Annotated in this window: 12 protein-coding genes; 3 read left to right on the top strand and 9 right to left on the bottom strand. The window is 39.6% G+C overall.

What is annotated here, in order from left to right; genetic code table 11:
• The first annotated feature begins 495 nt into the window (after positions 1-495).
• Both FNK51_RS18620 and yppF read left to right on the top strand, forming a co-directional pair.
• On the top strand, positions 496-1,785 hold the full coding sequence (locus FNK51_RS18620) for an MFS transporter (protein ID WP_098371923.1): 1,290 nt from the start codon (positions 496-498) through the stop codon (positions 1,783-1,785).
• Positions 1,786-2,107: 322 nt separating this feature from the next.
• Positions 2,108-2,290: a YppF family protein gene (gene yppF, locus FNK51_RS18625; protein ID WP_081112928.1), complete on the top strand. Its 183-nt coding sequence runs from the start codon at positions 2,108-2,110 to the stop codon at positions 2,288-2,290.
• Positions 2,291-2,490: 200 nt separating this feature from the next.
• On the opposite strand, the gene FNK51_RS18630 is transcribed toward yppF, so the two are convergent.
• The 8 genes from FNK51_RS18630 to FNK51_RS18665 form a co-directional block, all read right to left on the bottom strand.
• Positions 2,491-3,816 carry a GntT/GntP/DsdX family permease gene (locus tag FNK51_RS18630; protein ID WP_098371922.1) on the bottom strand — a complete coding sequence of 442 codons (1,326 nt, stop codon included), beginning with the start codon at positions 3,814-3,816 and terminating at the stop codon, positions 2,491-2,493.
• A 55-nt stretch (positions 3,817-3,871) separates the two neighbouring features.
• Complete coding sequence (locus FNK51_RS18635; protein WP_141994273.1) at positions 3,872-4,594, bottom strand: GntR family transcriptional regulator; 723 nt, start codon at positions 4,592-4,594, stop codon at positions 3,872-3,874.
• A gap of 17 nt (positions 4,595-4,611) precedes the next feature.
• A complete protein-coding gene (locus FNK51_RS18640; protein WP_141994274.1) occupies positions 4,612-5,625 on the bottom strand; it encodes a sugar kinase in 1,014 nt (337 codons plus the stop codon).
• Complete coding sequence (dagF, locus tag FNK51_RS18645; protein ID WP_098371920.1) at positions 5,618-6,373, bottom strand: 2-dehydro-3-deoxy-phosphogluconate aldolase; 756 nt, start codon at positions 6,371-6,373, stop codon at positions 5,618-5,620. The genes FNK51_RS18640 and dagF overlap by 8 nt, the downstream gene beginning before the upstream one ends.
• Entirely contained in the window at positions 6,370-7,479 is a 1,110-nt protein-coding gene (locus FNK51_RS18650) for a DgaE family pyridoxal phosphate-dependent ammonia lyase (RefSeq protein ID WP_098371919.1), read from the bottom strand. Before FNK51_RS18650 ends, dagF begins: the two co-directional genes overlap by 4 nt.
• On the bottom strand, positions 7,457-8,560 hold the full coding sequence (locus tag FNK51_RS18655) for an amidohydrolase/deacetylase family metallohydrolase (RefSeq protein ID WP_141994275.1): 1,104 nt from the start codon (positions 8,558-8,560) through the stop codon (positions 7,457-7,459). Before FNK51_RS18655 ends, FNK51_RS18650 begins: the two co-directional genes overlap by 23 nt.
• 701 nt (positions 8,561-9,261) lie before the next feature.
• A complete protein-coding gene (locus FNK51_RS18660; protein WP_141994276.1) occupies positions 9,262-10,851 on the bottom strand; it encodes a long-chain-fatty-acid--CoA ligase in 1,590 nt (529 codons plus the stop codon).
• A gap of 312 nt (positions 10,852-11,163) precedes the next feature.
• The gene (locus FNK51_RS18665; protein ID WP_098371917.1) at positions 11,164-11,610 is read right to left on the bottom strand and encodes a MarR family winged helix-turn-helix transcriptional regulator; all 447 of its coding nucleotides are present in this window, start codon (positions 11,608-11,610) and stop codon (positions 11,164-11,166) included.
• A 121-nt stretch (positions 11,611-11,731) separates the two neighbouring features.
• Between FNK51_RS18665 and FNK51_RS18670 the strand changes: the two genes are divergently transcribed.
• Positions 11,732-12,919, top strand: a complete 1,188-nt coding sequence (locus FNK51_RS18670; protein ID WP_098371916.1) for an MFS transporter — start codon at positions 11,732-11,734, stop codon at positions 12,917-12,919.
• Positions 12,920-13,509: 590 nt separating this feature from the next.
• Here FNK51_RS18670 and FNK51_RS18675 read toward each other — a convergent pair.
• Complete coding sequence (locus FNK51_RS18675; protein ID WP_141994277.1) at positions 13,510-14,553, bottom strand: oxidoreductase; 1,044 nt, start codon at positions 14,551-14,553, stop codon at positions 13,510-13,512.
• Positions 14,554-14,558: the final 5 nt, after the last annotated feature.

A 14,558-nucleotide genomic window follows, 5' to 3' on the forward strand; every position in this document is an offset into this window, starting at 1 on the left:
CATATACAAAACAATATAAATGAATTATAGATTTTCCTGATTTTAAATTCAATATCAATAAGTCGGAATTTTTGATAATTTGATAATAATTTGTTTTTTTGACACAAAAGATTAAATGCTTCCATTTTTAAGTCCGTGATAGAGGTCCTTCCACTCATTTGATTAAATATATCTCAAAGAAAGTACAAAAGGGTGCAATGGAGTTCTATTCTCAACTGAAAGCGCTTATAAGTTTGTTTATTCTAAAGATATAAAATAGTCAAAATATTAAATTGACAATCAAATTATTTTAATTTATCGTTAAGAAAGTAAAACTTTGTTTTCCTTACAAAACATTTACGTGACTTTTTATCTATCAAAATTATAAAGAAAGGCGGGAAAGCTCTAAAATGAACAATCAAAACTAGTACCTTTCTAAAGGGAAAACCCGTAATTCACTTATTCTCAATGGTAAGTGTTTTAAGGAATGCTAAAAAGCGACAAGGAGATGGTATTATGTTAAATGGGCAAAAAAGATGGTTGTATATTGCCGTTCCAATTTTTTTCTTTTGGTTTTTCGGACAAATTGATAAGGTTGGCATTTCCATCATTCAAACAGATCCTGAATTCTTACATGCACTCGGTATGACAGGCGATGACAAAAATGCAAAGATCGGTCTTCTATCTTTTGTATTCACCATTGCCTATGGAGTTTCCAATCTTTTTTGGGGCTTCATCATTGATAAATTAGGTGCCCGAAAAACAGCCATTGCCGGTTTATTCGTTTGGACACTCACGATGATTATGTCAGGCCTGGCAAATTCATATGAAATGTTTTTAATAAGCAGGATCATTCTTGGTTTTGGTGAGGGGATGATGATTCCGGTTTCCGGCAAATTCATTTCTAACTGGTTTAATAAACGCGAATTGGGGAGGGCCCAGGCATCATGGCTTACCGGTAACTATTTAGGTCCGGCAATGGGAGCCGTTGTTTTGGTGCTCGTGATATCTTTACTCCACTGGCAAGCAGCTTTCTTTATGCTTGCAGCGTTCAACTTATTTATAAATATCCCGATGTTCATCTTTATGACACGGAATACACCAGAAGAGCACCCCCGTATAAGTAAGGAGGAATTGGCTTTCATTCGCCAAACGGATGATGAAGTGAAAGAAACCGCTGCCTCCGAGAATAAGAGTTTCGCCCAAGATTATCGTTTCTGGATTGTTTGGTTTGGCATGCTTGTATGCTCCTTCTTATTTTTCGGTATCAGCATTTGGCTTCCTACATACCTCATTGAAGCAAAAGGATTCGAAAAGGAAGGAATGTCGAGTATTACTTCACTTTCCTGGCTATTCGCTTTAGGATTTGTCTTGGCATGCGGTTTTCTGGCTGACAAAACCAGACGTCCAAGTTTGATGGCCACGATTCTATTTTCATTGACGGCAGTCTTTCTGACTGTAGCGATTTTCATCCCCAATCCTATTTTAGCCGGACTATGTATGGGACTGGCAATGGGATGTCAAGGCGGTGTGTTCCATTTAAGTAATATGCTCATGGTAAAATACTCAACACCTGAAACGGCAGGACGGGCCGCTGGTCTAATTGGATTCACGAATATCATGGGCGGCTTTTCGAGCTATATCATGGGATGGCTTCGTGACTTGTCTGGCGGGGATTTCAGTTCATCGATCGCCATGCTGATTTTTACAGCCATCTTAGGTTTGGCAGCTTATTTATTCTCCATTAAGAGAGAGGCCGCAGAGCTGCGTTTATCACCTATACCTGTACAAAAGATACAAGCATGAAGCTGAAGCCCCATGTAAAATCAGCGCCAACATTTTTTATCACTTTGATGAACTATCCAACCCTTGAATTTCAAGGGTTTTTTCTTGGGCCGACTTAAAAACAACACGGTAGAATAAAAGTTAGAAAGAGTCCATACCAGTAGGTATCGCTCTATTTTTGCATATCCCGATAATATTTTATCAATTTTCCAGCCCTAGCCCGAATCATTCCTTTTATTTGTATAAATATGTCGATAGTTAAAATATTCTAAAAATGATATTTTTTTGAATTACCATGTTATATTGTTAATGGAAAAAAATACTTGTCAAGTAAGGTGAGTGTGTGAATATAGAAGTTTTAATCCTCCATTATATTCAGGAAAAACGTCAAAAGCCTAACCATGCCAATGAATTACTGGATTATATTCAGAATGAATATGTAAACGGGAAGCTGTCAATCTTTCAATATAGAAGTCTCTGTCAGGACTTATATCTTAGAGGAGCAAAACAAACGTCTTCCGGATGAAACTACACCCTTGTCACTGTCATACTACTTCCTATTCTGAATGACTTTTGTTTCTGATTTCCGCAATCGACCTATCTCTAAGAACTAAGCCAGTCATTTACTCCCTCCCCAACATGTTCAAAACTAAATAAAAGCCTCCTTGATCTGTCACCCCAAAACAGATCAAGGAGGTAAATGCCCTTATTCAGACCCTTTATTTACTAAATGAATATATCCAAAATTAAAACCAAACCGAATGCCACAAAGGAAAGTAAGGTTTCCATGACTGTCCATGTTTTGAATGTTTCTTTAACGGTTAGTCCCATATATTCTTTTACTAACCAGAAACCGGCGTCATTAACATGGGAAAACATAAGTGATCCTGCGCCAGTGGCAATAACGAGTAATTCTAGATTTACACCTGTCATATTGGCAACGACCGGTGAAACGATTCCTGCTGCCGTGGTCAAAGCGACGGTTGCAGAACCCGTGGCAATCCGAATCAATCCGGCCACTAGGAATGCAAGAATGATCGGTGATAAAGAAATTTCTTCAGACATGGAAGCAATTGCAGTCCCTACGCCACTATCAATTAAAATTTGCTTGAATCCTCCACCAGCACCGATAATAAGGATTATGGAGGCTAATGGCAATAAGCATTCTTCCGTCAACTTTTTAATTAGCGATTTGTCCATTCCCTGTCTGTAGCCCAAGAAATAGTAAGCAGCAAAACAGGAGATTAATAGGGCAATCACCGGACTTCCGATAAACAATAAGAATTTTTCAATGGAACCCGGTAGCGGCAAATAAGGCGCCAATACAGTTAAAACCATCAACAATACAGGCAAAAGGATGATGAAGAACGAAACTCCTGTCCCTGGTAATCCACTTGACTTTGTTACCACCCGGATCAATTCCGGTTCACCAACAGGAATAACCCGTTTTTGAACCCATTTTGCGAATAGAGGTCCGGCAATTACAGCAGTCGGGAATGCGATGATCAATGAGTACAGAAGTACGTGTCCCATGTTTGCATTATAGATCCCAATAGCTGTCATGGCTCCCGGATGCGGAGGTACCAACCCATGTACGATCGATAAACCAGCAAGTACTGGAATACCAATTAACAAGATGTTCACTTTAGTTGATTTCCGAATGGAAATGACCAAAGGCAGCAATATTACTAAACCAACCTCAAAAAACACCGGTATGCCTATGATGAAACCAGATAAAAGCATGGCCCATGGCAGGTTCTTCACGCCAAATTTATTAATGAAAAAGTCAGCAACCTGCATACCGGCTCCAGAGTCGGACATCATTTTTCCTAAGATGGTCCCTAAAGCCAATATTCCAATAAGGTGACCAAGGACCGCTCCGACACCCGTTTCATATGCTCCTACAATCTTGTCCATCGGCAGTCCAGAAAAAACCGCTAAAAATAAACTGGCTACAGTCAAGCTAATGAATGCATGCCATTTCCACCATGATACCCCCAAAATAACAATTACGATAGCTATCAGCGTGATTCCTAATAAATATAGATCCATATGTTCTCCCCACCCTATTGAAATCGCTTACAATCAAACCAATACAATAATTGAATTATTGTACCGGCTCATTATATGTCACAATGTAGTTCTGTTTAGCCGTGTTGTAATACCCTTCACTGTATTCCATAACATTTCCGTCCCCATCACTGGAAATCCGAATCCTTTTTAGTACAGGACTATTGTTTTGGATTTTCAGTGTTTCGCAAATGTGATCCGGAGCGATAGCAACGGCAAACTCATCTCTGAATGTTTCAAGTTTGACGTTTTGATCTTCCAAAAAGCGGTACAAAGAATTGATCTGGACCTCTTTCATATCTTCTTCGTTCATATCGAGTGAAACATAATGTGTAAAGTAAATATAAGGTTCATTGTCCAATAAATATATCCGTTCGATACTTATGCAATGGTCACCAAATAGAGAATGCAGCTTAGAGTCTGAAGAAAGGTCAATATGACTTATGTTTAACACCTTTTTTAAAATGGAGTGCCCTTCCTCCACCAACAGCTCTGTGAAACGCTTTCCCTTGGAAAGTTTGACAATCGCACCATTAGCTATGACCCTAGTGCCCTTGCCGCTTTTCTTTTCAACATACCCCTCTTGCACGAGTTCTTTGATTGCATTACGGACAGTGACCTTACTTACGTTAAATTCTTCTTCCAAAAGAGGCTCAGAGGGAATGTTTGTGTCAATGGCATAAACCCCATGTAAAATACGATCCTTTAATATTTCTTTTATCTGCAAATACATCGGTCCATTTTTTCTGTTCACATTCATTCCTAATCTCCTGCCTTTTATCTCTTAATATCTTCCATTTTACCTTCCATTGCCGAGAGTATCTCCTTTTCGGTTGCCAAAGGAGTATCTCCAACGACAGTACATGCCAGCATTCCTGAAACAGCCGCAAACCGAACTGTCTTTTCAGGGGAATATCCCAGTAATTCTCCATGTAAGATTCCGCTGGTGTAAGCATCGCCTGAACCTATTCTATCATATACGGAAAATGATAGGATATCGGAAAAGTAAAATGTTTCTTCCTTGTATATATACCCCCTCAACGTATGGCTATTATCACTGTTGATTGAACGATGTGTCCCTGCTATCGACTGAATATTGAATTTCTTTGCCACCTCAGGAATCAACTCGATTAGCTGTTCTTCCCTTGTGGAACCTTCAGACTTCATTCCTAAAATATATAGGGCGTCTTTCTCATTCATCATGACGATATCAGCCAAAGAAAGCATTTCTTCATAATGAGGCTTTGCGTCAGCATAACCTCCCTCCCATAAAGAGGGGCGGTAGTTGCAATCGAAACAGACTGTACCGCCTTTTTCTTTGACTTTTCTAGCCAGCACCTTCATACTTTCCCGTACATTTTCCGCCATTGCAAGCGTGATTCCGCAAAAATGGATGATATCCGTACTTTCCGAAATCATATCCATGTCATAATCGGATAAGGAGGCTGTATTAAAACTGCTTTCCAGTCGATTGGAATATGTGACACGGCTCGCCCGCTGTCCAAAACCATTTTCCAAAAAATACATCCCCAAGTATTTGCCACCTCTAGAGATGAAGTTCCTTCCAATTCCTAATCGCTGCAAAGATGAAATCGCGGAATCCCCAAGGGGGTTATCCGGTAACTTTGTCACAAGATTCCCATCATGTCCTAGCTTTGTCATCGCAGAAGCAACGTTTACCCCCGTGCCTGAAAAGGAGTATTGCAGAGTATTGGCCTGTGATAGCAATTCATGCCCTGGTACCTGCAAACGCATCATTACTTCCCCGAATGCCACAATCCTTTTAGGCATATTTTTCAACCAATTTTTTAGTTATGGCTAATAATTTCCGTACATCCTCCCCATTCGTTTTTCCAGTCTCTTCATCGATGATGGAAGAATATACATGGGGAATGACTTTAGGCACTTTTGCTTCTAATGCGATTTCTAGTATAGTCTCGAAATTATTTAAATCGATTCCACCTGTTGGTTCCAAAGCAAATCCCTCTTCACCACAAGCTTTTGCCACAGCACGATATTCATCTTCATGCTTCAGGCCTTTCATCGGGAAATATTTCAGAGCATTTCCTCCCATATCGCGAACCAGGGCAATGGCAGCTTTGATAGGCACAATGGCAGTTTCACTTGCACCTGCACTTACTGGACCAGTGGATATATTCACGTAACCTACTTTCCCAGTTGGAGAAATAAGTGAATTTATCCAGCTGTCCTTCTCACCTAAATTGGCCCTCGTAGCACCAACAGCAGGAAAAACCTGGTTAATATGACTGCCTGGATAGTATTTTGCTATTTCTGCGACAACCGCTGCCTGTCTATTATCGCCCGCGCCCAATCCTATAGAAACGGCCTCATCAATGGCTTCCCCGTATTCTTTCATTGCTATAACACCAGCTTCCACAGTTGGATAATCCTTTGAGAGTACACCAACCAATACATGGCCTTCCGCTGCTTCAAAGACTTCCACTGCATTTTCTACACTATTTGCCAGTACATTTAAGGCTACACGATCATTCAATAACCGTTTGTTTATGTTTGTCATCCCTGTTTTCCTCCTAATATGGTTCTTAATTGTGCTTCAATGACATGTATATCATCACCTTGCAATGGACGCGGATCTATATCGAAAAAGCCTTGCCGTATCCCATAATCACGTGTGTAAATGGCGATATCCCCATTTCTGAGCTGCTCGTTCACTTCCTTCGCCGTTGTTTCCGTTATTAAAGGATCAATGGAAATACGTGCTCTATATATGGCACGGCCGGCTTCATCCTGAACTATCGTTACTTTTACGCCCTCAATGGATTCAAGTGATGTGAGAACTTGTAAACTAGCTTTTTCTTTTTCGCTATTATCCGTCTTGACGAAATACTCATCCAATGCCTGAAGCAGCCCAAAGGTAGTTTCCTTTCCAACCTTCATGCTCCTTCCGATACAGTGCAATTGAACCTTTACCCATTCGATATATTTTTTTCTGCCAGCAACGATACCGGATGTGGGTCCTTCAATGGCTTTTGATCCACTATAAATGGCCAAGTCGGAGAATTGTACATATTTTTCCAAATCCTCCTCCGCTGCTGCATCGACAATCAGAGGGATATTATTCGTTTTGGCCACTTCCCATGCTTCTTCGACCGATATCATATTTTTCTGAACAGCATGATGCGATTTCACGTATAAAATGGCAGAAGTATTTTCATTTATGGCATCCGCAATATGTTCTGCCTTCCCTTCGTTTGCATAACCAACTTCAACCAATTTTCCGCCACCAAGGTAAATCATGGTTTCAACCGGTGCACCATACTGAACGTTATGGCCTTTAAGCATGATGATTTCATTCTTTTGAATGAGATCTTGATGAAGCCTTTCGCTTTTCCTTCTATTTCCTTCAGTAACGATCGCCGCTACTGAAAGCGCAATTCCACTTGATGCTGAGTTTACGACGACAGCTGCTTCAGAATGAAGCAAATTCGCTATATGCTGGCCTGACTTATCGACTAAATCAGAAATTTCAACATAATTTTGCCCACCTTTTTTCATCGCGTCCATCACTGTGTCAGTTGGGGCAGAAACCCCCAATATACTCATTCTTCCGCTTGCATTTATGACTCTTTTCAAACCGTATTTAGCATTCAATGAATTCTCCATTTATAACCACTCCTTTTACGACAACTCTTTTTTCTGCCATCCTTTTTTCTCCTTCGGAATCCATTAAAAGGGTCGGCTCATTCTTGATCGAGAATAAGGTCAAGTTCGCAATATCCCCAGCTGAAATCCTGCCAAGCTCGGGTTTATGCAACCAAGCTGCTGCATTGACCGTAACGGCATCTATTACTTCCTTTAATGGATAACCCAGATACAAAAATTTTGTAAGCACATTTGCCATATTAAAAACTGGCCCATTCTCTCTGTTTTTCCGATATATATCCGTACTGATCGTATTGAAGCGTATTCCCCGCTTTTTCGCCATTTCTGCAGTTTTAAAAGAAAAGCTTGCCGTTCCATGACCTACATCCAAATGAACACCACGTTCAATCGCCTTACTGAACTCAGGCAGCGGCTCTTCTCTTTCATCAAATAAATTATTCGCTTTACCATTTAAGAAATGTGTAATAATATCCTTTTCCTCAAGTAATTCAAGAACTTCTTTAATATCAGGCGGCCCTGAACCGATATGGACCATTAATGGTAAACCAGTTTCAGCCGAGAACTTCCTAGCGATTTTTAATGGTTCGACACCATTTGGACCAACCACGCTTTTACTTATTCTCGCTTTAAGTCCAACGACAAAATCCCCGTACTTGGAAATTGCCTTCCTTAATTCCCCTTCGTCCAGCCATGAAATATCCGATAACTCATCAATCCTTTTCAGGCCAATCCGCGAAATATTCAGAAAGGCGAAAACATTCGTTTTGGAATTTTCACAGCTGTTAACGAGATCAGATATCCTATCTGCCCCCGTGCTTCCCGCATCAATGACCGTTGTTACACCCGTTTTATATCCAATCTCATCGACCTCATCACCATAAGGATCGAATTCCGGGAAAGCATGTACATGTATATCAATCCATCCGCTGGAAACAAAAACTTTTTGATCATAATCTATTATCTTATCCCCTGTTGCAGTTCCTGGAAGTGCGATTTCTTTAATCATCCCATTTTCCAGTATGATATCTGCTGCATTTCCCTCTAATATCTTTACATTCTTCAGAACTAACGTATCTGTCATTTCCCTCATCCTTTTCGGTACATCCTATCGATTGCAAGTACTTTGTATACGGTTACACTGAATTGTGTAAGAATTCATTTCATTTCTCTTTACAAAAATAGATTATCATATTTTGTTGAACTAATCAATATAACGTTATAATGTTTGATTTAAATTTACAGAATTTTTAATGGATTATCACTTATTTTTCTATGTGCTTATTAGTTTCTTCCTTATAGCGTGATCTCATTTAGGTTTTTTTAAATTTACCGTCTATTCTTTACGAATTGTTACAAAATAACGATTGTTGTAAGTCTCTACTCTAATTATCCAGAAATAATACTTTTAAAGAGAACTTTATTGAGATAAGTACAATCATCACTGTTTTGAAACTTATACTGCACTGGCATCACACCCGCTGGCAGCCCTAATAGTTTAATAGCAGCTTATTTTTCCGGTAAAATACGCTTATCATGTATCAGTCCATGCTAATGGTAAAAAACAAGTTTATCTAAAATAACGAATATATATTGCACTAAGTCAAACCTTTCATTGGGACCCTCGTTAATTACTCTACCTGGTTCCCAGTAATACAGAGGATATGGTTCTTTCCATAATAATAAAGACCAAGGATGCTATTTTAAAAGCATTCTTGGTCTGTTATTTGCCGTACTTTATTCGATTTTAACTTTTTTTGACAACTGTTCCTATAATGCAAGCCTTTAATTTACCTTTTTCGATCCTTTCCAATGGATTTCCCTTAAACGGTATTTTTGTAGCTTACCTGTTGCCGTTTTCGGTAAAGACTCTACGAATTCAACTGTTGTCGGTGCTTTAAAGTGAGCCATTTTAGAGCGGCAAAAGGTAATGATCTCATTTTCTGTCACTTCCGCATTGGGGTGCAGCACAATGATTGCCTTAGGCGTTTCTCCCCACTTATCGTCTGGGATGGCAATGACCGCCGCCTCCAGAACATCTGGATGTTTATACAATACCCCTTCCACCTCTGTAGAAGAAATATTTTCTCCCCCGGAAATGATTAAATCCTTAGCCCTGTCCTGTATTTCAATATATCCATCAGGATAGGTCACCGCCAGATCCCCTGTATGAAACCAGCCATCCCTAATTGCTTCGGCCGTCTTTTCCGGATCCTTATAATATCCTTCCATTACAACATTGCCGCGAGTAATGATTTCCCCCAGTTCCTTTCCATCCCAAGCGACTTCTTTCCCATCTTGATTGACTACCATCGTTTCCCCATTGAAAACCAATTCAATCCCTTGTCTTGCCTTTATTATTGCTTGTTCGTCCGCCGATTTAGCCTCAAACTCATCCTTCCACTCGTTATATAGGATGAAAGGTGAAGTTTCTGTTAATCCATATACGTGAATCATATTCAAACCAAGGATTCCTTGTGCCTTTTGTATAAGCGCTGCTGCTGGAGGTGCACCTGCTGTTGCCATCCTTGGGCGCACTTTGATATTTGTTTCTTTTGCTTTAGGATCATTCACTAGCATATTGACGACAGTAGGTGCCCCACATAATAATGTAATATTATGATGGGCGAATAATTTTAGGATAAGAGGGGGATCGACTTTCCTTAAACATACATGAGTCCCGCCAGTAGCCGTTACCGACCATACACCTCCCCAGCCATTAGCATGAAACATCGGCAGGGTATGTAAGTATACATCGTCATGATTCACTCCAAGGTGATAAATGAAATTAGCGGCGTTCATGTAATTCCCGCGATGGGTTAACATTACCCCTTTTGGTTTTGAAGTCGTTCCACTCGTATAATTTATAGTCAAAAGTTGATTTTCATCGATTATAACCTCTGGCAGTGCTTCATCAATTGCATGCAAAATGAAATTTTCATAGTCTATTCCTGGCAAAGTGGTTTCATGTCCTTCAACAGGCACGATAATGATTTTTTCCAATGAAAGTCTAGTAATGATCTTTTCGATCGGAGCGGTGAATTCTTCATCGACTATCAACATTTTTGAATCGCTATGCTGGATGATATATTCCAAATCCTCTGCAGCAAGTCTATAATTCAAAGGAACCATTACCGCTCCCATTTGACAAATGCCATAAAAACATTCCAACATATAATGTGTATTAGGCAACATTACTGCAATATGGTCGCCTTTTTCAATTCCCGAAGAATACAGTGCTTTGGAAAGTTGATCTGTCCGCTGCCCGAATTCCTTGTATGTAAACTCTTTCTCTTCATCGATGACTGCCACTTTATGAGGATAATATTTTACGGCCCTGCGCTTCCAATCCATTGGGGTTAATGGGGAAAACATTTTACCATCTCCTTCTTTTGAGATTCTCTGCTTACAGCACACTTCCTCTGCCTGTTCGCCATGATGAGTCATTGAGAAAAAAATTTCTTAACCTTTTTGATACATATTCATTTTTCAAAAGTCATATCTTCTTTAATGAATTTCTTACATCATTTAAAGAATCATTGAATAAATCTAACCGTTATACTCAGGGGAATGACTAATTCGGATATTTTTTAATTATTCTGATAATTAACCTCCTAAAAACAGTGGAATTCACTGCTTTAGTCTTTCTTCTTTCTATTATAATGGAAACTATACACGTCAGGAAGACTATATTTTATTCTCTATGCAAGACGATGCATGTTCGGTCAGTTTCCCAACGATTTGTTTGAGCCGTTGCGTTTCCTCTTCATTTAGGACGCTATAAAAGTCACGAAAGATTTTGGCAAAACACTTATTTATGGAATGATAGGTTTTACTTCCACTTTCGGTGGATTGGATAAAAACGAACCGCCGATCATCCTCACTGTGTACCCTCTCAATCAACTTCTTCCGTTCAAGCCGGTCAATTAGTGCAGTTCCTGCTGCAGGTTTGATTTTTAAATGATTCGAAACATCTTTTACCGCTATGGATTCAGTCAAGACAATTAATTGCAATGCGCGATACTGTACAGAAGTTAAATCATATTTAACCAATAAAGGTTCCACCAATTCCTGTGAGAGGCTGCTTAGTTCCTTGATTTCTAGATGTAAATTATACAATTCACTTGAATGCATGTTTGACAATCCTTTCTTATTGACACTATCTATCTAAAACTATAACATAATTAACGTATCAAAAAATTAACCATGCGAATTAAATTGGTTATTGATTTTTAAAGAGAGAGAGAGGCTGTCCATGTCAGCAGAACAACGCAAAAAGATCATTATCCTCATGATCAATATGTTTATAGCAATAGGAAGTTTCGGTATCATCATTCCCATTTTACCAGCATACCTGGCCTCCATTAATCAAGGAGGAACCGCCGCTGGCCTAATGATTGCCATTTTCGCAGGTGCACAACTTATCTTCTCACCAATTGCCGGAAAATGGACTGACCAATTCGGGCGCAGAAAAATGATTATTTATGGATTGGTCGGTTTGACATTATCCATGTTTATTTTTTATGCAGTCAATTCCATTTGGTTATTATATGCTTCTCGCATCATTGGCGGGATCGGGGCAGCTTTGCTTATACCCGCAATTTTTGCTTATGTAGCCGATATCACCACATTTGATCAACGCGCTAAAGGCAATAGTTTAGTATCTGCCGCCATGTCACTGGGAATTGTAGTCGGTCCAGGAATTGGAGGTTTTTTAGCTGACTTTGGCTTGAAGTTTCCCTTTTTGATTTCTGCACTGGTATCCCTATCAGCTGTGGTATTTTCGATTTTTGTTTTAAAAGAAAGCGAAACGGCACAGGTTACTCAAGCCATGGATGCAAAAACCGAAACGATGGTTCGGAAGATTGCCTTATCCGTGAAAATGCCCTATTTCATCCCACTCATCATTACTCTTGTAATGAGCTTTGGCTTAATGGCATATGAATCTGTCATTGGCCTTTATCTTGATAATCAATTCAATTCAAGCCCTAAGGACATCGCCTTCATGGTTACAGCCACCGGTATCGTCAGTGTAATTGTACAACTGTTTGTCGTCGACCGGATTGTACAGCGTTTCGGGGAAGTGAATGTGCTGAATATCTTTATCAGTGTTGCAGCCATCGGTTTCCTCCTATCACTTTTTGCTTCAAGTTACCTAATTTTCTTTTTAATTTCACTGGTCATCTTCCTTTCCACCTCCATCTTACGTCCAGTTCTTAACACACTGATTTCCAAGATGGCAGGAAATGAGCAGGGCTTTGCAATGGGTATGAATAATGCATATATGAGCATCGGAAATGTGCTCGGACCTACACTTGCCGGAATGATGTATGATGTACACATTACCTATCCGTTCATGTTGGGCCTTATCCTCTTATTCATTACTTTGATGATTACCATGGCTTGGCAAAGGCGATCTCTTCATGCAAAGGCATTATCCTAAAGCTTAAAGAGGTATTTCAAGTTTTCACCTTAATGAAACCCCCGAGTAGCAGTCGCTATTATCGGGGGTTTTCATTAAGATTTTCATATCAATTTAAATCCTCCAAAACAGTATAGTATATCCACACGTACAAATACTTCAATCTCTCGAATGTTAGCTCCAAATTCCAGGCGGAAACTGCTCAAAAATCTTGTGTGACATTTGAATTCACGAGTAAATGCGGTAAATTCACGAGTAAATGTATTAATTTCACGAGTATTTGCTCCAAATTCACGAGTAAATGGCACTATTTCACGAGTAAACGCCCAATCTCTCGAATATTTACTTCAATTTTATGCGTAAACCGCTCAAAAATCTTGCGTAACATTTGAATTCACGAGTAAACACTCAATTTCTCGAGTATTCGCTCCAAATTCCAGGCGGAAACAGCTCTAATTCTTGTGTAATATTCGAATTCACGAGTTTTGATTTACCTAATAAACCGGGAAATCATGTATTTGACCAAAATAAAAAGCGACCTTATTTCTGAAAATAAGGCCGCTTAACATTCAGTTTTCTCAATTCATATTGTTATAAGGAGATATTGAATTTCATTTAATATAAATGGCTTTCTTTCCTTTACTGCTTTCAAAAGCCGCATCAATGATTTTAATGACCGATAACCCCTCTTGGGCAGTGACTGGAGCTTTTTTCCCGCTCAATATACTATCGGCAACTGCCTGGTAATACGTTAAATAAGAACCATGCAGTGTTTCAATGGTTTCATGTATCTCATTTTCTCCTTCAACCGTAACCAGCTTACCATAGAATTCGGGATCATCTGCACCCCAAGAGTCATCCAGCGGTTTTTTCCCCTCACTTAGGGCCGCCTCTTGGCAATCAAGACCGTACTTGATAAATGATCCTTTACTTCCATGCACCTGATACCGCGGTCCATTATTCGGAACGATTGAGCCTGAATGTAAGATAACTCTCAGCTTTTCATATCCTAATATCACATGAAAATAATCATCCGTTTCTGCATTTTCTTTTTGGGAAAATACATCTGCCCACACGAATTGCGGCAATCCAAACAAATGCAGTGCTTGATCGATGAGATGTGATCCTAAATCATAAAGCATGCCTGATCCCGGGCCTGGTTTTTCCCTCCATCTATCCCTGACCACAGGCCTGTATCGATCATAATGGACTTGGTATGTATTGATTTCCCCAAGCACTCCATCATTCATAAGTTTTTTCACGGTCAAAAAGTCATTATCCCATCTCCGATTATGATAGACACTTAATAGCAGATCCTTTTCCTCGGCAATCTTAATTAGTTCCTCTGCCTCCCAAGCTTCCACTACCATCGGCTTTTCGAGGATGACATGCTTCCCGGCTAACAAGCTTTGCTTGGCCATTTCATAATGCAAACCACTCGGTGTCGTAATAACAGCCAAATCAATGGACGCGTCTTCAAGAATTTCCTCTAAGCTGCTTACCACTTCCACATCTTTCAAATCTTTTTGGACTTTTTCCTTATTGGAGCTGACAACTTTCGCTATTTGAAACTGCCCTAAAACACTTAGTAATGGCACGTGAAATGTAGCTCCTGACAATCCGTACCCAACTATGCCCACTTTAATTTTTCTCATTTTCG

It is taken from the genome of Bacillus sp. B4EP4a, from assembly GCF_006680105.1.
GTDB lineage: Bacteria > Bacillota > Bacilli > Bacillales > DSM-1321 > Peribacillus > Peribacillus simplex_E.